Origin of the sequence: Rhizobacter sp. OV335 (genome assembly GCF_900142965.1) — a bacterium.
GTDB lineage: Bacteria > Pseudomonadota > Gammaproteobacteria > Burkholderiales > Burkholderiaceae_C > Rhizobacter.
The window spans coordinates 51,575-70,900 of sequence record NZ_FRCQ01000001.1 but is presented as its reverse complement, the minus strand read 5'-3'; the positions used below and the strand labels follow the sequence as shown (position 1 = coordinate 70,900).

General features: G+C 67.5%; 18 protein-coding genes. 7 read left to right on the top strand and 11 right to left on the bottom strand.

The window, feature by feature from the left end:
- Positions 1-74 precede the first annotated feature (74 nt).
- Positions 75-836 carry a FadR/GntR family transcriptional regulator gene (locus BUE42_RS00330; RefSeq protein ID WP_235001997.1) on the bottom strand — a complete coding sequence of 254 codons (762 nt, stop codon included), beginning with the start codon at positions 834-836 and terminating at the stop codon, positions 75-77.
- A 281-nt stretch (positions 837-1,117) separates the two neighbouring features.
- Here BUE42_RS00330 and BUE42_RS00325 point away from each other — a divergent pair, with 281 nt between their 5' ends.
- Genes BUE42_RS00325 through garD form a run of 7 tightly spaced genes read left to right on the top strand, consistent with a single transcriptional unit; the run spans position 1,118 to position 8,271 of the window.
- The gene (locus tag BUE42_RS00325; RefSeq protein WP_073462378.1) at positions 1,118-1,945 is read left to right on the top strand and encodes an NAD-dependent epimerase/dehydratase family protein; all 828 of its coding nucleotides are present in this window, start codon (positions 1,118-1,120) and stop codon (positions 1,943-1,945) included.
- A complete protein-coding gene (locus BUE42_RS00320) occupies positions 1,942-2,826 on the top strand; it encodes an SMP-30/gluconolactonase/LRE family protein (RefSeq protein ID WP_200798882.1) in 885 nt (294 codons plus the stop codon). The genes BUE42_RS00325 and BUE42_RS00320 overlap by 4 nt, the downstream gene beginning before the upstream one ends.
- A gap of 37 nt (positions 2,827-2,863) precedes the next feature.
- Positions 2,864-3,832: a TRAP transporter substrate-binding protein gene (locus BUE42_RS00315; protein WP_073462113.1), complete on the top strand. Its 969-nt coding sequence runs from the start codon at positions 2,864-2,866 to the stop codon at positions 3,830-3,832.
- Positions 3,833-3,892: 60 nt separating this feature from the next.
- The gene (locus BUE42_RS00310) at positions 3,893-4,381 is read left to right on the top strand and encodes a TRAP transporter small permease (RefSeq protein ID WP_073462112.1); all 489 of its coding nucleotides are present in this window, start codon (positions 3,893-3,895) and stop codon (positions 4,379-4,381) included.
- Positions 4,372-5,655, top strand: coding sequence for a TRAP transporter large permease (locus BUE42_RS00305; RefSeq protein WP_073462111.1), 1,284 nt, complete (start codon positions 4,372-4,374; stop codon positions 5,653-5,655). The genes BUE42_RS00310 and BUE42_RS00305 overlap by 10 nt, the downstream gene beginning before the upstream one ends.
- Before the next feature lie 47 nt (positions 5,656-5,702).
- Positions 5,703-6,677 carry a tripartite tricarboxylate transporter substrate binding protein gene (locus BUE42_RS00300; RefSeq protein ID WP_073462110.1) on the top strand — a complete coding sequence of 325 codons (975 nt, stop codon included), beginning with the start codon at positions 5,703-5,705 and terminating at the stop codon, positions 6,675-6,677.
- Positions 6,678-6,732: 55 nt separating this feature from the next.
- Complete coding sequence (garD, locus tag BUE42_RS00295; RefSeq protein WP_369822931.1) at positions 6,733-8,271, top strand: galactarate dehydratase; 1,539 nt, start codon at positions 6,733-6,735, stop codon at positions 8,269-8,271.
- On the opposite strand, the gene BUE42_RS00290 is transcribed toward garD, so the two are convergent.
- The 10 genes from BUE42_RS00290 to BUE42_RS00250 form a co-directional block, all read right to left on the bottom strand.
- Entirely contained in the window at positions 8,249-8,665 is a 417-nt protein-coding gene (locus BUE42_RS00290; RefSeq protein WP_143171225.1) for a hypothetical protein, read from the bottom strand. The genes garD and BUE42_RS00290 overlap by 23 nt on opposite strands.
- A 590-nt stretch (positions 8,666-9,255) precedes the next feature.
- Positions 9,256-9,861: a hypothetical protein gene (locus BUE42_RS31885; RefSeq protein WP_143171224.1), complete on the bottom strand. Its 606-nt coding sequence runs from the start codon at positions 9,859-9,861 to the stop codon at positions 9,256-9,258.
- Entirely contained in the window at positions 9,840-11,390 is a 1,551-nt protein-coding gene (locus BUE42_RS00285; RefSeq protein WP_073462107.1) for an RHS repeat-associated core domain-containing protein, read from the bottom strand. The genes BUE42_RS31885 and BUE42_RS00285 overlap by 22 nt, the downstream gene beginning before the upstream one ends.
- A complete protein-coding gene (locus BUE42_RS00280; RefSeq protein WP_143171223.1) occupies positions 11,387-14,611 on the bottom strand; it encodes an RHS repeat domain-containing protein in 3,225 nt (1,074 codons plus the stop codon). Before BUE42_RS00280 ends, BUE42_RS00285 begins: the two co-directional genes overlap by 4 nt.
- Before the next feature lie 165 nt (positions 14,612-14,776).
- Entirely contained in the window at positions 14,777-15,508 is a 732-nt protein-coding gene (locus BUE42_RS00275; RefSeq protein ID WP_073462105.1) for a lysophospholipid acyltransferase family protein, read from the bottom strand.
- A 4-nt stretch (positions 15,509-15,512) separates the two neighbouring features.
- Positions 15,513-16,820, bottom strand: coding sequence for a dihydroorotase (locus BUE42_RS00270; protein ID WP_073462104.1), 1,308 nt, complete (start codon positions 16,818-16,820; stop codon positions 15,513-15,515).
- A complete protein-coding gene (locus BUE42_RS00265) occupies positions 16,817-17,779 on the bottom strand; it encodes an aspartate carbamoyltransferase catalytic subunit (RefSeq protein WP_073462103.1) in 963 nt (320 codons plus the stop codon). Before BUE42_RS00265 ends, BUE42_RS00270 begins: the two co-directional genes overlap by 4 nt.
- A complete protein-coding gene (gene pyrR / locus BUE42_RS00260; protein ID WP_073462102.1) occupies positions 17,779-18,279 on the bottom strand; it encodes a bifunctional pyr operon transcriptional regulator/uracil phosphoribosyltransferase PyrR in 501 nt (166 codons plus the stop codon). Before pyrR ends, BUE42_RS00265 begins: the two co-directional genes overlap by 1 nt.
- Positions 18,280-18,319: 40 nt before the next feature.
- On the bottom strand, positions 18,320-18,718 hold the full coding sequence (ruvX, locus tag BUE42_RS00255) for a Holliday junction resolvase RuvX (protein WP_073462101.1): 399 nt from the start codon (positions 18,716-18,718) through the stop codon (positions 18,320-18,322).
- Complete coding sequence (locus BUE42_RS00250) at positions 18,711-19,298, bottom strand: YqgE/AlgH family protein (protein ID WP_047590499.1); 588 nt, start codon at positions 19,296-19,298, stop codon at positions 18,711-18,713. Before BUE42_RS00250 ends, ruvX begins: the two co-directional genes overlap by 8 nt.
- Between the last annotated feature and the right edge of the window lie 28 nt (positions 19,299-19,326).

Genomic DNA, 19,326 nt, shown 5'->3' with positions numbered 1-19,326 from the left:
GGCGATCGGATCAGGTTGTCAGTCATCGTACAACATGGGCCGCGCAGATTCAAGAGGGCCGACCCGCCGTGCTTCTAGGGCGTGGGGCCGCCGTCGGCCCGGCGCAGGCGCTCGCGGCTGTTGGCCAGGTGCGTGCGCATCGCGGCGCGGGCCGCCTCCGGGTCGTGCCCGGCGATCGCGTTGACGATGCTTTCGTGTTCGACGTTCACGCGCTGCAGGTATTCGCGCCGGCCCTCGCCGGCGACCTTCGCGGTGTTGAGCCGGGCGCGCGGAATGATCATCGTGCCCAGGTAGGTCATCAGCTCGACGAAGTGCACGTTCTGCGTGGCCCGCGCGATCTCCATGTGGAGCTGGAAGTCGGGCGCGATCGCATCGCCATCGTGCTCGATGGCCGCTGCGAACGCGTCCAGCGCGCCGCGCATCACCTCGATGTTGGCGTCGGTGCGGCGCACCGCGGCGAGCCCCGCCGCCTCGACCTCGAGCCCGATGCGCAGGTCGAGCACCGCGATCACCTCGCGGGCGGTCGCGATCTGCTCGGGATCGATGCGGAAATTCAGCGTGCCGCCGGCGCCGACGACGAAGGTGCCGACGCCATGCCGCGTCTCGACCAGCCCGCCGGCCTGCAGCTTCGACAGCGCCTCGCGCACCACGGTGCGGCTGACGCCGAACTCATCCATGATCGCGGCCTCGGTGGGCAGCTTGTCGCCCGATCGCATCACGTTGTCGCGGATGCGCGCGCTCAGCGTCTCGACCAGGCCGATGGCCAGGCTGCGCGGCCGGCGGCGCGGCAGGTCGGTCGCAGCGGGAGAAGACGGAACGTGCATCGAACGGCTCATGACAGGGTCGTTGAAAGGGCTTTCACTGTACGACACGCGCCCCTCGGCGGTCCGCGGGCTTCCGCGGGTCGACAAAGGCAGTTCGTCGTCGTACAACAATGTACGTCGTCGACGACACCGTTTGGCCACCGGGCGCGGCGCGGCAGCCTCGGGATTACCCTCATCCCGTCGGCTTGACAAGCCCCTGTCCGTCACGAATCATTCGGCATGTTGTACGACAACTGATGACGTACGTGTTGCCGACAGCGAAGACCCGCGGTCGGCCGTGAAAGATGCCTTCGATGACGACCCCGCCGACCTCCACCACCTCCCTGCGCTTCAAGCGCCTGCTGCTGACCGGCGCTGCCGGCGGCCTCGGCCGCGTGCTGCGGCCACGCCTGAAGGCCTATTGCGATGTGCTGCGCCTGTCCGACCTCGCCGACCTGGGCAGCGCCGCCGCCGGCGAGGAGCTGAGCCAGGTCCCGCTGCAGGACGGCGCCGCGGTGCACCAACTGCTGGAAGGCGTCGACGCCGTCGTGCACCTGGGCGGCGTGTCGGTCGAGGCGGCGTTCGACCCGATCCTGCAGGCCAACATCGTCGGCACCTACAACCTCTATGAAGCGGCGCGCAAGCACGGCGTGAAGCGCGTGCTGTTCGCGAGCTCGAACCACGTGACCGGCTTCTACCGCCAGGACGAAGTGCTCGACACCAACGCGCTGCCGCGCCCCGATGGCCTGTACGGCCTCAGCAAGGCCTTCGGCGAGAACCTCGCGCGCTTCTACTTCGACCGCCACGGCATCGAGACCGCCTGCCTGCGCATCGGCTCGTCGTTCGCCGAGCCGAAGGACCGCCGGATGCTGGCCACCTGGATGAGCTTCGACGACCTGGAGCGGCTGGTGGTGTCGTGCCTGACGGCGCCGCTGGTCGGCTACAGCGTCGTCTATGGCATGTCGAACAACCGCACGCAGTGGTGGGACAACACCAAGGCCAAACATCTCGGCTACGTGCCGCAGGACAGCTCCGAGCCGTTCCGCGCCGCGGTCGAGGCGCGGCAGCCGCCGCTCGACTACAACGACCCGGCCGTGCTCTACCAGGGCGGCGCCTTCGTGCGCACCGGCCCGTTCGAATGACCACGGCGATGCGCATGGACAAGCTCGACGCCTCGCGCGACCAGGTCGGCGAAAGCCCGCTGTGGTCGGTGGCCGAGCAGGCGCTGTACTGGGTCGACATCGAAGGCCGCCAGGTGCGGCGCTTCGACCACGCCACGCGCCGCGTCGAGAGCTGGGCCTGCGCCGAGCGCGTGGCCTGCATCGCACTGCATGCGCAGGGCGGGCTGGTGGCGGCGATGGAGAGCGGCGTGTTCCACCTGCTCCTGTCGGCCGCGGGCCTGACCTCGACGCGCCTGTGCAGCATCACGCACCCGCGCGACGGCATGCGCTTCAACGACGGCCGCTGCGACCGCCAGGGCCGCTTCTGGTCCAGCACGATGGTGCGCGACATGTCGCTCGCATCGCCCTTCGGCGCGCTGTTCCGGCTCGACGGCAACGGCCTGTCGGCGCCGCTGGTGTCGGGCCTGATCACCGGCAACGGCCTCGCGTTCAGCCCGCGCGGCGACGTGATGTACCTGTCGGACTCGCACCCGAGCGTGCGCCGCATCTGGGCCTTCGACCTGGACGCCGACGGCACGCCCACCGACCGCCGCGAGTTCGTCGACATGAACCGCCACCCGGGCCGCCCCGACGGCGCCGCGGTCGATGCCGACGGTGGCTACTGGATCTGCGCCAACGACGCCGGCCTGGTGCACCGCTTCACGCCCGACGGCCGGCTCGACCGCTCGCTGACCGTGCCGGTGCCCAAGCCGTCGATGTGCGCGTTCGGCGGCCCGCAGCTGCGCCAGCTGTTCATCACCACGATCCGGCTGCCGAGCGCGGCCGACGATGCCCTCGACGGCTCGGTGTTCGTCGCCGAGCCCGGCGTGGCCGGCCTGCCCGAGACCGCCTTCGCTTTCTGACGATTTCGCTAGACCCATCCACCCCGGAGACAAGACCATGACCCACAAGATCCGCACCCTGGCCGCCGTGATGGCGCTGGCCGCGCTCGGCACGGCCCAGGCCACCGAGTTCCGCTCGACCGACATCCACCCCGACGACTACCCGACCGTGCTGGCCGTCAAGCACATGGGCGAGACGCTGTCGAAGCTGACCAACGGCAAGCACAGCATCAAGGTGTTCAACAACGGCTCGCTCGGCGCTGAGAAGGACACCATCGAGCAGACCAAGATCGGCGCGATCCCGATGACGCGCGTCAACATCGCGCCGATGAACAACATCTGCCCGGCCACCGTGGTGCCGACGATGCCCTTCCTGTTCCGCTCGAAGGAACACATGCGCGCGGTGCTCGACGGCCCGATCGGCGAAGAGATCCTGAAGAGCTGCGAAGCGCAGGGCTTCATCGGCTTGGCCTACTACGACAGCGGCGCGCGCTCGATGTACACGGTGAAGAAGCCGATCAAGACGCTGGCCGACGCCAAGGGCCTGAAGATCCGCGTGCAGCAATCCGACCTGTGGGTCGCGCTGCTCGAGGCGATGGGCGCGAACGCGACGCCGATGCCCTTCGGCGAGGTCTACACCGCCCTGAAGACCGGCCTGGTCGACGGCGCCGAGAACAACTTCCCGTCGTACGAGAGCTCGCGCCAGTTCGAGGTGGCCAAGTACTACTCGAAGACCGAGCATTCGATGGCGCCCGAGGTGCTGCTGTTCTCGAAGCGCGTGTTCGACGCGCTGAGCCCGGACGACCAGAAGGCGATCCGCCAGGCCGCGAAGGAATCGGTGCCGTTCATGCGCAAGCTGTGGGACGAGCGCGAAGAGAAGTCGCTGGCCACCGTGAAGGCGGCCGGCGCGCAGATCATCGACGTCGACAAGACCTCGTTCCAGGCCGCGATGAAGCCGGTGTACGACAAGTTCCTGGCCGACCCGAAGCTGCGCGACCTGGTCAAGCGCATCCAGGACACGAAGTAATCCAAGCTCTCCACTGAACCCACCGCGGCGGCCCGCGCCGCCGCGGTGAAGGAATCCCCGATGTACACGAAATTCTGCGCAGCCGTCGCCAAGGCCTGCCTGCGGCTCGGCGTGGCCGGCCTGGTGCTGCTGCTCGCGGCGGTGCTCTACCAGGTGTTCGGCCGCTACGTGCTCAACAGCACGCCCACCTGGGCCGAGAGCCTGGCGCTGGTGCTGGTGCTCTACGTGACCATGCTCGGCTGCGCCGTCGGCGTGCGCGACGCCGGCCACATCGGCATGGAGCTGCTCGGCTTCCTGCTGCCCGAGAAGGCGAAGCTGCCGACCGAGATCCTGATCCACCTGCTGACCCTGCTGTTCGGGGCCCTGATGGCCTGGAACTGCGCGCTGATGTTCGACTCGGTGGGCGACTACAAGATCCCGACGCTCGGCATCTCCGAAGCCTGGCGCTACGTGCCCTTCATCGCGGCCGGCGTGCTGATCATTCTTTTCTCCATCGAACACATCGTGGCACTGCTGCGTGGCACCGAGGTTGAACCCGCATGGCACTGACCATTCTCTGCATCACGTTCTTCGGGCTGCTGATCCTCGGCGTCCCGGTGGCGTTCTCGATCGGGCTGTCGGCGCTCGCGACCATCCTGTACGAAGGGCTGCCGATGGCGGTCATCTTCCAGCAGATGACCTCGGGCATGAACGTGTTCTCGTTCCTCGCGATCCCGTTCTTCATCTTCGCCGGCGAGCTGATGCTGTACGGCGGCATCGCCGACAAGATCGTCAACTTCGCGAACGCGGCGGTCGGCCACATCCGCGGCGGGCTGGGCATGTCGAACGTGGTGGCCTGCACGCTGTTCGGCGGCGTCTCCGGCTCGCCGGTGGCCGACGTGTCGGCGATGGGCGCGGTGATGATCCCGATGATGAAGAAGCAGGGCTATCACGCCGACTACGCGGTCAACGTGACGACCCATGCGGCGCTGGTCGGCGCGCTGATGCCGACCAGCCACAACATGATCATCTACACGCTGGCCGCCGGCGGCAAGGTGTCGATCGCCAAGCTGATCCTGGCCGGCCTGATCCCGGCGCTGGTGCTGACGCTGTGCAACCTGGCTGCCGCCTACCTGGTGGCGGTGAAGCGCGGCTACCCGGCCGGCACCTTCCCCGGCTGGAGCATCGTGGCGCGCACCTTCGCGGCCTCGCTGCCGGGGCTGTTCGTCGTCGTGCTGATCCTCGGCGGCATCCTGTCGGGCGTGTTCACCGCGACCGAATCGGCGGCGGTGGCGGTGCTGTACTCGCTGATCCTCAGCGTGGTGGTCTACCGCTCGCTGAAGTGGGAGCAGTTCCTGAAGGCGGCCGCGAAGGCGGTGAAGACGACCGGCGTCGTGCTGCTGCTGATCGGCATCTCCGCCTCGTTCGGCTACATCATCAGCCTGTACGAGGTGCCCGCGCTGACCGGCCAGGCGCTGTCGGCGGTGACCTCGAGCCCGTGGGTGATCTTCCTGCTGGTCAACATCATCCTGTTCCTGCTCGGCACCTTCCTCGACATGGCCGCCACCATCCTGGTGTGCACGCCGATCTTCCTGCCGATCTGCCAGCACTACGGCATGAGCGAGATCCAGTTCGGCATGGTGATCCTGATCAACTGCGCGCTCGGGCTGAACACGCCGCCGGTGGGCACGACCCAGTTCGTCGGCTGCGCGATCGGCGGCGTCTCGGTCGGCACCGTGATGAAGACGATCTGGCCGTTCTACGGCGCACTGATCGCCGCGCTGATGCTGGTCACCTACGTGCCGGCGTTCTCGCTGTGGCTGCCGGGCGTGGTGCTGCGCTGATCGGCGACATCAGACTTTCGTTCCGAGACCCTTCCAGGAGACATTCCATGATCATTCGCCGAACCCTTCTTGCACTCGCAGCCGCAGCCGCCGCAGGCACCAGCCTCGGGGTGCAGGCCGCGCCGGCCTGGCCCGAGAAGCCGGTGCGCATCGTCGTGCCGTTCGCGGCCGGTGGCACCTCCGACATCCTCGCGCGCCTGCTGGCCGACAAGCTGCAGGTCGAGCTGAAGCAGACGGTGCTGGTCGAGAACAAGGCCGGTGCCGGCGGCGTGATCGGTGCCGACTCGGTCGCCAAGTCGGCACCCGACGGCTACACCTTCCTGCTCGGCACCATCGCCAGCCACGCGATCAACCCGGTGCTGCAGCCGAAGATGCCGTACGACGCGGCCAAGGACTTCGCACCGGTGATCCTGCTGGGCAGCATCTCCAACGTGCTGCTGGTCGGCACCGAGGCGCCGTACAAGACCGTCAAGGAGCTGATCGCGGCGGCCAAGGCCAAGCCGGGCGACATCGCCTTCGCATCGTCCGGCCAGGGCAGCTCGCAGCACATGTCGGGCGAGACCTTCAAGCTGCTGACCGGGGCCGAGCTGACGCACGTGCCGTACAAGGGCAGTGCGCCGGCCATCCAGGACGTGATCGGCAACCAGATCCCGATGAGCTTCGAGACGGTGACGGTGGCGCTGCCCTTCGTGCAGAGCGGCAAGGTGCGCGCGCTGGCGGTGACGTCCGCCAAGCGCAGCATCGCGATGCCCGACGTGCCGACGCTGCAGGAAGCCGGCGTGCCGGGCTTCGACGTGGCCAGCTGGCAGGCCTTCTATGCGCCGGCCGGCACGCCGCCGGCGATCGTCAAGCGCATGAACGCCGAGGTCGCGAAGATCATCGCGATGCCCGACGTGAAGGCGCGGATGGAAGGCCTGGGCCTGCAATACAACCCCAACACGCCGGAGCAGTTTGCGGCGTTCGGCCGCAGCGAACTGGTGAAGTGGGCGAAGATCGTGAAGGACGGGAACGTCAAGCCCTGACGTTGCGCAACAGGTGAGCAGCATGGCCGAGGTGAAGAAACCCCTGACGATCAAGATGCACGATCTCGACAACGTCGCGATCGTCGCCAACGACGGCGGGTTACCGGCCGGCACCGTGCTGGCCGACGGCCTCGTGCTGCGCGATGCGGTGCCGCAGGGCCACAAGGTGGCGCTGGTCGACCTGCCGGCCGGCTCGCCGGTGCTGCGCTACCACGTGAGCATCGGCCTGGCGGCCAAGGACATCCCGGCCGGCAGCTGGGTGCACGAGCGGCTGCTGCAGATGCCCGAGGCCCGCGAACTCACCGGCCTGCCGATGGCCACGCGGGCCGCGCCGCCGATGCCGCCGCTGGCCGGCTACAGCTTCGAGGGCTTTCGCAATGCCGACGGCTCGGTCGGCACGCGCAACATCCTCGCGATCACGACGACGGTGCAGTGCGTGGCCGGCGTCGTCGATTTCGCGGTGCAACGCATCAAGGCCGAGCTGCTGCCGCGCTACCCGAACGTCGACGACGTGGTCGGGCTGGAGCACACCTACGGCTGCGGCGTGGCGATCGACGCGCCCGACGCGATCATCCCGATCCGCACGCTGCGCAACATCAGCCTGAACCCGAACTTCGGCGGCGAGGTGATGGTGGTGAGCCTGGGCTGCGAGAAGCTGCAGCCCGAGCGGCTGCTGCCGCCGGGCACGATCTCGATCCGCGACGAGCGCGGGGCCGTGACCGGACCCGACACGCTGGACGTCGTGTGCCTGCAGGCCGAGGCGCACGTCGGCTTCATGTCGATGATCGACTCGATCATGACGACCGCGCGCGCGCACCTGGAGCGGCTGGACCGCCGCCGCCGCGAGACCTGCCCGGCCAGCGAGCTGGTGGTGGGCGTGCAGTGCGGAGGCAGCGATGCGTTCAGCGGCGTCACCGCGAACCCGGCGGTGGGCTTCGCGACCGACCTGCTGGTGCGCGCCGGCGCCAGCGTGATGTTCTCGGAGACCACCGAGGTGCGCGACGGCATTGCCCAGCTCACCGCGCGCGCCTCGACCCCCGAGATCGCCGAGGCGATGGTGCGCGAGATGGCCTGGTACGACGCCTACCTGCAGAAGGGCCGGGTCGACCGCAGCGCGAACACGACGCCGGGCAACAAGAAGGGCGGGCTGTCGAACATCGTCGAGAAGGCGATGGGCTCGATCGTCAAGAGCGGCAGTGCGCCGATCACCGGCGTGCTGTCACCGGGCGAGAAGCTCGCGACCAAGGGACTGACCTACGCGGCCACGCCGGCCAGCGACTTCATCTGCGGCACGCTGCAACTGGCGGCCGGCATGAACCTGCACATCTTCACGACCGGCCGCGGCACGCCGTATGGGCTGGCGGAGTGCCCGGTGATCAAGGTGGCGACCCGCAGCGACCTGGCGCGGCGCTGGCATGACCTGATGGACGTCAACGCCGGGCGCATCGCCGACGGCGACGCGACGATCGAGGACGTGGGCTGGGAGCTGTTCCGCCTGATGCTCGACGTGGCCAGCGGCCGCACGAAGACCTGGGCCGAGCGCTGGAAGCTTCACAACGCGCTGGTGCTGTTCAACCCCGCCCCGGTGACCTGAACGGCGCGGCGCTGTCGTGATGGCTGTCGAGGCGGCCTTCGCGACGATCGCGCAACGCCTGCTTGAGCTTCGACAGCAGCCCGGCGCCGGCCAGTGCGCAGAGCACCGCCGTGATGGCGAAGATGCCGGAACTGTTGACGAGGCCCAGGCAGTGGAGCTGGTTGAAGGGTTCCTCATCGCGATAAAAGAAGATGCCGGCATGCATCGCGGCGAGAACGCCGAAGACGATGCTGAACAGCAGCCGGGGAACCACGCGCCACAAGGTCGGCGGCGGTTCGGGCTCGGGATCCCGAACCGGCAGCGGCTCCAGCAGCGGGAGCAGTTCGCCCAGTTCCAGCACCGTCAATCCGGAGGGTCCGCGGAGTTCCTCTTCGGGGGGTTCATGCGATGACATCGTTCTGCTCCCTGGTGGTTGTGGAGAAGATCGAGTGTCCGAATGGATGGTGCAGAAAGTATGCAGAGGGGCGGCGGCTATCGAAAACCCCGAGGGCGTGCGCTTGATGAACAGGCGCTCTGCTTCTCAGCTTTGAACCCGTCGGCGGTCGCATCGATCGGCTTGAAATCCAATTCAGATGCGAGATGCTGAGGTGAGATCGTTGTCATGCCGTGAATCCCGAGCGCGTAGGAATCGGCTGGCGGGCTACATCGAACCGCCGAATCATTGGCTTTGCTTGAGATGACCCACCCAGGCGTGCTTGATCGACCCACTCGCCGCGTTCGTCGTGATGCTGGTGATCCGATCGTTCTGGTCGCAGCTGAGCGCTTGGTCCAGCGCAGGCTGCGCCATGCCGTCCGCGCTCAGGTGCGCGAAGCCGCACGATGCGGCTCGTCTCGTCGTAGCACAGGTCCCGCAGCGGGTATCCGCAGGCCAACGCGGGCTCGCCATTCGGGGTGTTCGGGCCGGCTGGCACGCCGGCAGCGGTGGCAATCGGCTGAACGCAGAACTCGACCGGCTGCTGGCGAGCGGTCGCGGGAGTTGCTGGATTAGCCCTTCCGCACCTTTGCAGCAAGTTGAACATCACTAATTATTTTGTTCTTAACATGGGAAATGTCCGCACCAAGCGCGATCGGATCAAACACTGCCCAAGCGCCATCCCTGCGAGAATCCTCATCAGATTGAGTTGATATCTCAATAATTGATTCACTCCCATAAGAATAGATGGCGACTTGGCCAACCCTGCTGTCCAAGAGGGACAAAACAATTGCCCTCTCATACTCGACCTCATCATCTGGGAGGCTGCAATCCTCTTTCAATCTCCACCAGTATCCTGCCATCCAGTCGGACCACCTGCCTGGAGCAACTTCAGGTATCAAAGCAGGGAGGGCTGGTGGCCGAGCGATTCGCTTCTGAATTTCATTCAGATCTTCTATGAAGTTTCCAGGATTTGTCGCCGGAATAACCAGATTGGCAGATTCACCCTGTACCAGCCAAATCTCAACAACTGCAAACACGTAACTCGGATTTCCTCGCCCGAACTGAAGCGTCTTATTGATCGATTCCTGTACATTGAGCTTGAACTGCAGCCTCAGGTCAGCAATTGATACTTGATATAAAAAAACTATATTCGTCATTTTGGTTTCCTTGGCCAATTGGGAAAGCCTGCATCACGCCCTGCCTTCCATTGTTGCGGAGTCAAGTCACGTTGGTACACGACATATCCGTGCCAATACTTGATGCACTTTTGTTCGTCTGTTCTTGTTAGGCGAAAGACCACGATCTGACCAGCCAAGCCGTCGTAGCCAATTCGAGACCGCCCTGCGCCGACAGAATGTGTCAACGCGAGGGTTGGATTCGCAGGTTCAGCGGAGATATCTCCACGTGGAATATCACCATGCTTTCCATCGTTTGTTTCATAGACATCTTCGTATGCTGTGCAACATTCTTGGGTGTTCGGCTGTGATCCAGTGCCAGGAATATATCTATCTTGAACAGGATCATATCTTCCAGGATCTATAACACTTTGCGTTGGCAGACCAGGAAGAGGAATCGGCACCGGACCGAAAGGACTTGGCGCGAGTTGAAGTCCTTGGGCGTCCACGAAACTTAGCGGATTCCCTCCGACATACCCATACGTCGTCAGACTCCCACCCGCCAACCCGATCGGATCGCTCTGCGTGTACTGCCCACCCTCAGCCGCGTAGTACCGGTGGTAGTTGTAGAACAGCCCCGACTCCTGGTCCGCATACTGCCCCGGGAACCTCAGGTTCTGCGTAAAGACCCCCAGCCCGCTCGGGTTGGTCTCCGGCGCGCTCGTGCCGAAGGGCTCGCCCAGCCAGCGCCAGCGCACCTGGTTGTTGCGGTCCACCACCACCCGCGGCGTGTTCAGGTGATCGCTGTGGATGAAGTACACCAGCGGCCCGCCACTCGGGTTCGCCGGGTCCGGCGTGAACATCGCCATCGGCGTGTCGCGCAGCCACACGTATTCGCGCAGCGCCGCACCGTTGCGGTCGTACTCGCCCAGCAGGTGCCCAGCCTGGTCGTACACGAACACCACCGTGCTGTCGGGTCCCGTGCTGCTCACCTTGCGCACCCGCTGCCCTGCGGCGTTGTACGTGTAGCGCGTCGTCACGCCCGCCTTGGTGAGCGTCGCGAGCTGGCCTCGCAAGTTGTACGTCGCCGCATACCCCGTGCCACCTGCTGCGCTGTCTTGGGTCGTGTTCCCCGCGCTGTCGTACCCGAAGCTCCGCGCCGGGTTCGTGGTGCCGGTGACCCGGTTGCTCGTCGCCTCCACGGTGTACGCGCTCAGGCTGCCGTTCAGGCCCAGCCCCGTGCGGTTGCCGTTCGGGTCGTAGGCGATGGCCCAGCTCGCCGCGTTCGTCGTGATGCCCGTGATCCGATCGTTCTCGTCGTAGCTGAACGCCTGGTCCAGCGCGGGCTGCGCCGTGCCGTCCGCGCTCAGGTGCGTGAAGCTCACGATGCGGCTCGCCTCGTCGTAGCGCACATCGCGCAACGCATCCCCCAGCGGGTAGCGGATCGCCCGGCCCGCGAGGTCGAAGTAGCGCTCGTTCGCCTTCGGGCCTGCGGCCATCGCCCAGCGCCAGCGCTTGACCGCACCCGCGAACGGCGTCCACTCGATCTGCGTGATCAGCGGCGCACCGCCCAGCGTGATGCCGGTCACTCGCCATCCACCCAGGTCAGCCCCAGCTGCCGGCCCGACGGGTAGTTGATGCCGCTCAGGTTGCCCAGCGTGTAGCCATAGCCCACCGTGTGCGTCAGCTGCGTGGTGTTGCTGCCGGTACTGGCGTCGACGCGCTGCACGTCGTTGACCACCTCGCCCTGGTCGTCGTAGCCGTACTGCGCCGAGCCGCCCGGGTAGCTGCTGCTCGTCAGCCGCCCCATCCCGTAGCTGAAGCCCGCACCTGTCTGGCTGTAGGCCAGCGTCACGGTCTCCGTCGGCTGGCCGGCCTGCGTGTACACCGCGCCGGTCAGCCGGTCGCTCACGTCGTAGCCGTAGGTCGTCAGCACGCCCCGGCTGTCGGTGCGGGTCTTCAGGTTCCGCGCGGCGTCGTAGCTCAGGTTCTCGATCCCCGTGTCCGGGCTGATCACCTGCGTCGCGTCGCCCAGGCCGTTGCGCGGGTACTGCGTCACCAGGTTCCTCGGGTCGGTCACCTGCGTCGTGCGGTGCCCACCGTCGTACTCGAAGCTGGTCTTGCCGTTCTTCGCGTCGGTCGCCTCCTTCACCCGCTCCAGCGCGTCGTAGGTCAGCCGCGTCTGCAGGTTCAGCGTGCCGGCCCCGCGCGTGATCTTCGTGCGGTTGCCCTGCGCGTCGTACTCGTAGCGCTCCAGCGGCAGCGGTGAGTTCGGCAGCGGCGGGAAGGCGTTTGATGCCGGAGCTTGATCCGTCACGCCGGCCTGCTGCTGGCGGCCCAGCGCATCCATCAGCGCGTTCAGGCTCTGCGTCAGCTCACCGGCCGGGTCCTTGAGCCGCTGGTCGATTCGGTTGCCCGCGTTGTCCAGCACATAGTCGATGCGGTTGCCCTTCTTGTCCGTCACTGCCACCGCGCGGTGTGCGTCGTCGTACTCGTAGCCGACCCAGCTGCCGTCACCCAGCGTCACCTTCTTGAGCTGGCCGACAGCGTCGTACTCATAGGCGGTCGTCTTGGTGCCCACCGTGCGGCTGAGCATGCGCTGGCGCAGGTCGTAGGTGTAGGTCGTCACCACGCCTTCGCGGGTGCTCTGCAGCACCTGGCCGTACTTGTTGTACCGATCGAAGGTGGTGACTTCACCGTTCGGCGCCGTGACGCGCAGCAGGTCGCCCTTCGAGTAGTCGGCGGTGGTGGCCGGCGCGCGCAAGTATTGCGTCGTGCCGGAGCCAATATTGGCCGTCAGCACCCGCCCGTCCGCGTCATAGGTCCACGTGCGCACCGTGTCGATGGTGCCCGGCTGCAGCGCGGCACCGAACCCCAGGTGCCCGTCTGCATCGGTCGTCGCTTGCGTCACCTGCTTGCACAGCACCACGATCGGCTTGCCGTCCCGCAGTGGCGCCGTCCCTGGCTCACAGCTCGCGGTGGCGTTGCCGTTCAACGGATCCGGCTGGCCGTTGTAGACGCTCGTCGTGATCTGGTTCGGCTCGGCCACCCGGGTCGGCAGGCTCCAGTCCGGATGCCACTGCGTGCTCGTCTTCAGCGCCCCGGTCGGCAGCGCCGCGTTCACTTGCGTCACTGCCGCACAGGCCTGCCCTTGGCTCACTCCCGAGACCGATGCCACTTGCAGGTGGCGCACCAAGTCGCTCACGAAACAGCTGCGCGTGCCGTTGAAGTCGTCGCGGCTCGCGAGGTTCCCACCCGCGTCATAGTCCTGGCTGCTCGTGCTCGCCGAGCAACCTGCCCCGGCCGGCTGGCTCTGCCCGGCCAGAACGTTCTTGTTCAGCAGCGTCGCAGCCGTCCACGTTGTCGTCGTACCCGCTGCATCCACCAGGGTCGTGCCCGCCGGAGGCAGCCAGTCGAAGTAGTGATACACAATGCTGGCCGCCTCGTCGTATTGCTCGCTCACCACGATGCTCGGTGGCGTTGCATAGCTCACGCTGAAGCTGTCGACACCACCCGCCAGCGCTGTGGAGGTCGCCCGCCAGCCGGCGTCGTAGCCGTAGCTCGAGTAGCGCACGCCCGATTCGTCGACGATCCCGGTGAGCGCGCCGTCGTTGCCGCTCTCGTACAGGAAGACTCGGCGCCTCCCATCGGGCCAGTCGATGCTGAGGAGATTGCTCGCGTAGCCCAACATCACCACACGACCAGCGACGTCGGTCACGCTGTGGATGCGCGCATCGCCGGGTTGTCCGGCGTACGTGAAGACGATGCTGCGCCCATCGTTGTCCGTCGCCTGGATCAGGTAGCCCGGCATCGGTGCCACGTCCACGGGCGTGCTGGCGTCGCTGTAGATCAGGCTGACCGACGATCCGTCCGCCCAGGTCAGCGCCGTCAATCGCCCGGTCGCGGCGTCATAGCGCTCCTGGGCACCGGTCTGCACGTCGTCGTAGCGCAATCCGCCGCCGGGCACGGCCACCAGCCGGTCGGCCGTGTGGGCCTCGGGCGTGAACTGCCCCGTCCCATCGCGCGAGAAGCTCACCACCTTGCCGTCGCCCCGGTTCACCTGCGCCGCCGCAGGGCTCGCCGCCGCACTGCTGAGGACCGGCCCACTCACGCGCCGGTGCAGGTTGCTCGACCACATCCGCCCCAGCACGCCCCCGGCATGCACGGCGGCTTCCGGCAGCCGGATCACCTCCTCGGGGCCCGTCTGCACGAGGGCCGTGCTGTCATAGGTGAACGTCAGCGCCAACCGCCCGATCCGCACGCCGGTGTCCACCGACTCCCGGCGCACGCCCCGCAGCGGGTGGATCGGATCGCTGCGCGGCGGATCGGCCGGACAACTCCTGGGCGGGTTCGATGCGCGCGGCACATTGATCAACGACGCGCAGGCCGGCATTGCGCGGCCGGTTCGCCCGACCCCCTGCGGGCACACACACTCGCCGCTCGCTATCTCGACCGATGGGTAGGGGCAGGCATTCACCTCTTGCTCGTGGTAGCCCATGCTTGCGGTGGGCGACGGCAGAAGGTCGCCGCTTGCATTCGTCGCATAGCAGCGTGCCTTCACAGGCGAGTCGACGAAGTAGGTCACCGCGCCGGACCAGTGCTGCACCGACATCGCGTCCTCGCACGCGGCCTGGTAGCTGCTGAACGGCCCGTTGCCGGCCCATTCCCACCACGAGGTACTGGTCAGCACCTTCGAAACCACGCCTTCTGCCTGCGCCACCGGCGCGATGCACAGGCTCAACACCATCCACACCGCGCACGCAGCCGCGCGCCACGCCACGCGACCACGCGCGTGCTCTGCCAATGACATGAACTCCTCCTGGACCGACACGATTCATGCCGTATCGGTCCGCCCTCTTCAGGGGACTCCTGACTGCTTCGGCGACGCGGCGGGCGGATTAGACGTGAGCGAAATGACCGTGGCAAGGGCGGCAAGCCGCCGGCATCGTTGCCGCGTCACCAAGTTGACAGTTGTTCACTTTCCCAGCGAACCCACGATTCCCGCGCGCACCGCCTCCGACAACTCTCGCCGCTGCGCATGCGCCGAGTAGTGCGCCGGCAGCACCGTGACCTGCGCGGTCAGCCCCTCGGCCATCACCACCCACCACAGCGATTGCAGCAGGCTGGTGTCGCCGATGTAGGCCGCGGCCGGGCTCACCGCGTGCGTCGCGTCGGCATAGCGCAGCGCGACCGGCTGCACCGGCGTGCCGGTCGTGATCGCGGCCTGCAGCAGGTTCGCGTGGAACGGCAGCACGCCATGCCCGTCGCTGGTCGTGCCTTCCGGAAACACCGCGATCACGCTCCCCTCCTGCAGCGCCTGCGCCACCTGGTGCACCACGCGCATCGCGTCGCGCTTGCGTTCGCGCTCGATGAAGAGCGTGCCGCCGCACGCCACCAGCCAGCCCAGCACCGGCCAGCGGCGGATGTCGGCCTTCGACACGAAGCGCACCGAGCCCGCCGCATTGATCGCGAGGATGTCGATCCACGACACATGGTTGGCGACGACCATCACCGGCGCCGCATGCCATTCGCCGCGCACCACCACGCGGATGCCCAGCAGGCGCAGCATCGCCGCGCACCACGGCCCGACGCGCGCAGTGCGCGCCGCCGGCCGCAGGAACGGGAAGATGAACCCGCAGATCATCAGGCCGCGCAGCACATGCGCCACGCAGGCGGCAATGCGCCAGGCGGCGCGCAGCTTTCGCACGGCCTCAGCGACCTGCGCCGGCAGCTTCGAACGCCACCTGCCCGGCCACGATGGTCGTGGCCACGCGGCCCGGCAGCTCGTAGCCCGAGAACGGCGAATGCCGGCCCTGGCTGCGGAACTTCGCCGGCTCCACCGTCCAGCGCGCCGCCGGGTCGAACAGGCACAGGTCGGCCACGCCGCCCTGCACGATCCGCCCCGCGCTCGAGCCGAGCGAGCCCAGGCTCTCGCCCAGCACGCGCACCGGGTCGCAGGTCATCCGCGCCAGCGTCGTCGCGAGCGGCAGCCGCTGCTCGTCGCCCCACTTCAGCGCCAGGCTCAGCAGCAGCTCCAGCCCGGTCGAGCCCGGCTCGGCTTCGGCGAACGGCAGGTTCTTGTTGTCCTCGTCGACCGGCGTGTGGTCGCTGACCAGCGCATCGACCGTGCCCTCGGCCAGCCCGGCGCGGATCGCGTCGCGGTCGCGCTGCTGGCGCAGCGGCGGCGTCAGGCGCATCGCGGCATTGAAGTAGCCGATGTCGACATCGGTCAGGTGCAGGTGGTTGGCGCTCACGTCGCAGGTCACCGGCAGGCCTTCGTTCTTGGCCTGCCGCACCAGCGCGATGCCGGCCGCGCTGCTCAGGCGGCACAGGTGCACGCGCGCGCCGGTCACGCGCATCAGCTCGAAGATCACGTGCAGCGCGATCGTCTCGGCGATCACCGGCACGCCCGACAGGCCGAGCCGCGTCGCGAGCGCCCCGCTCGCGGCCACGCCCTTGCCCAGGTAGGCATCCTGCGGCCGCAGCCACACGGTGTAGCCGAAGGTGGCGGCGTACTGCATCGAGCGCATCAGCACCAGCGTGTCGGTCAGCGGCGCGTCGGCCTGCGAGAAGCCGACGCAGCCGGCCTCCGTCAGCTCGGCCATCTCGGTGATCGCCTCGCCGGCCAGGCCGCGCGTCAGCGCCCCCAGTGGGTACAGGTGCGCGTGGTTCAGGTTGCGCGCGCGGAACTTCAGCATCTCGACCAGGCCGGGCTCGTCGAGCGGCGGGTCGGTGTCAGGCGGACACACCAGGCTGGTGACGCCGCCGGCCACCGCCGCGGCCATCTCCGACTCGAGCATGCCTTCGTGCTCGTGCCCCGGCTCGCGCAGCCGCGCGGCCAGGTCGACCAGGCCGGGCGCGACGACCAGGCCCGCCGCGTCGATGGTGCGGCTGGCGTGGAAATCGGCGCTCACGCTGCCGATCGAGACGATGCGGCCGGCCGCGATCGCGAGGTCGCCGGTCTGGTCCAGGCCCGACGCCGGGTCGATCAGCCGGCCGTTCTTGATCAGGAGTTTCATGCGTTGTTTCCGGCGATGGTGGACATCACGGCCATGCGCACCGCGATGCCGAAGGTGACCTGCGGCAGGATCACGCTCTGCTTGCCGTCGGCCACCGACGAATCGATCTCGACGCCGCGGTTGATCGGCCCCGGGTGCATCACGATCGCATCGGGCTTGGCGAGCGCGAGCTTCTCGTCGGTGAGCCCGTAGTTCTTGAAGAACTCGCCGGCGCTCGGCAGCATCGCACCGCTCATGCGCTCGTTCTGCAGGCGCAGCATGATGATCACGTCGGCGCCGCGGATGCCCTCGGCCATGTCGTGGCACACCCGCACGCCCATCTCGTTCAGGTCGCCCGGCACCAGAGTCTTCGGGCCGACCGCGCGGATCTCGGGCACGCCGAGCGTGGTCAGCGCGTGGATGTCGGAGCGCGCCACCCGCGAGTGCAGGATGTCGCCGACGATCGCGACCGTCAGGTTGCTGAAATCCTTCTTGAAGTGCCGGATCGTGTACATGTCCAGCAGCCCCTGCGTCGGGTGCGCGTGGCGGCCGTCGCCGGCGTTCACCACGTGCACGTGCGGCGCGCAGTGCTGGGCGATCAGGTAGGGCGCGCCGCTCTCGCCGTGGCGCACGACGAACATGTCGGCATGCATGGCCGACAGGTTGGCGATGGTGTCGAGCAGGCTCTCGCCCTTGGCCGCGCTCGACTTGGCGATGTCGAGGTTGATCACGTCGGCCGACAGCCGCTTGGCGGCGATCTCGAAGGTGGTGCGCGTGCGCGTGCTGTTCTCGAAGAACAGGTTGAACACGCTCTTGCCGCGCAGCAGCGGCACCTTCTTCACGTCGCGGTCGTTGACGCTCAGGAAGGTGCCTGCGGTGTCGAGGATGTGGTGGATCACCGCGCGCGGCAGGCCCTCGATCGAGAGCAGGTGAATCAGTTCACCGTGCGCGTTGAGTTGCGGGTTTCGCTTCGAGAGCATCAGCTGCCTTCCTGGATGTCGAAGGTGAATCGGCCGTCGTCGTCGCGGGCGAGACGAAGGCGCTGCTCGGCCGGCAGCGTGATGCGCGCCGCCGAGTAGGCTGGTTGGATCGGGAGTTCGCGCCCGCCGCGGTCGACCAGCACCGCGAGCGTCACGCTGGCCGGCCGGCCGAAATCGAACAGTTCGTTGATCACCGCGCGCGTCGTGCGGCCGGTGTAGAGCACGTCGTCGATCAGCAGGATCGGGCGGCCGTCGACCTCGAACGGCAGTCGCGTCGGGTCGGCGCTCGACATGCCGCGCGACGCGAAATCGTCGCGGTGCAGCGCGCTCGAGATCACGCCGATCTCGCCCGGCAGCTTCAGCTGCTCGTGCAGACGCTCGGCCAGCCAGGCGCCGCCCGACCAGATGCCGACCAGCACGGTGTCGGGTTGCAGCAGATTGCGGACGACCGATTGCAGGTCCTTGTACAAGGCCTCGGCGTCGAGATGCAGTGTGCCCATCAGGTGGTCCTGTCGGTGGAGGTGGTCAAGTCGGTGGAGGTCAAGGGAGGGCCCGCAGGTATTGCTCCAGGATGATGGCCGCCGACGCCGCGTCGACGTCGCTCGCCCCCATCGCGTGGGCCTCGGTGGTGGTGTAGCGCTCGTCGACCTCGTGCACCGGCAGCCGGAAGCGGCCGTGCAGCTGGCGCGCGAAGCGTTGCGCGCGAACGGTGTTCTCGTGCGGCGCGCCATCGGGGTGCACCGGCACGCCGACCACCAGCGCATGCGGCTGCCATTCGGCGATCAGCTTGCCGAGCGCCGCGAAGCGCGCATCGCCGACCGCCGCCACGGTGCGCAGCGGCGTCGCGGTGCGCGTCACGGTGTTGCCGCTGGCCACGCCGACGCGCAGCGTGCCGAAATCGAAAGCCAGGAACGAGCGGGGGGCGGACGCCTCATGCATGCCCCGCCTCTTGCGACAGCATGCGCGGGTCGATCCCCAGCAGCGACAGCGCCTTGTCGTAGCGCTGCTCGACCGGCGTGTCGAAGATGATGCCGGGCTCGGCGACGACGTTGATCCAGCCGTTGCGGCCGATCTCTTCCTCGAGCTGGCCGGCGCTCCAGCCGCTGTAGCCGAGCGTGACGAGGATCTTCTTCGGGCCGGCGCCGTGCGACAGCGCCTCGAGCACGTCCTTGCTGGTGGTCATCTCGAGCCCGCCGGGGATCTGCAGCGACGAGTTGTAGTGCCCGCCCTCGCCCGCCTCGCCGCCCAGCCGCTCGTGCAGCACGAAGCCGCGCTCGGTCTGCACCGGGCCGCCGAAGTAGACCGGCACGTCGGCGAGGTCGGGGCGGTCGAGGGTCAGCTCGACCTTCTCGAACAGGTTCTTCAGCTTGATGTCGATCGGTTTGTTGATCACCAGGCCGAGCGCGCCCTTCTCGGTGTGCTCGCACAGGTAGATCACGGCGCCGGCGAAGGTGTCGTCGGCCATGCCCGGCATGGCGATCAGGAACTGGTTGGTCAGGTTGATGGTCGCGGCAGGCATAGGGCGGCATTTTATGACTGCGGCACAC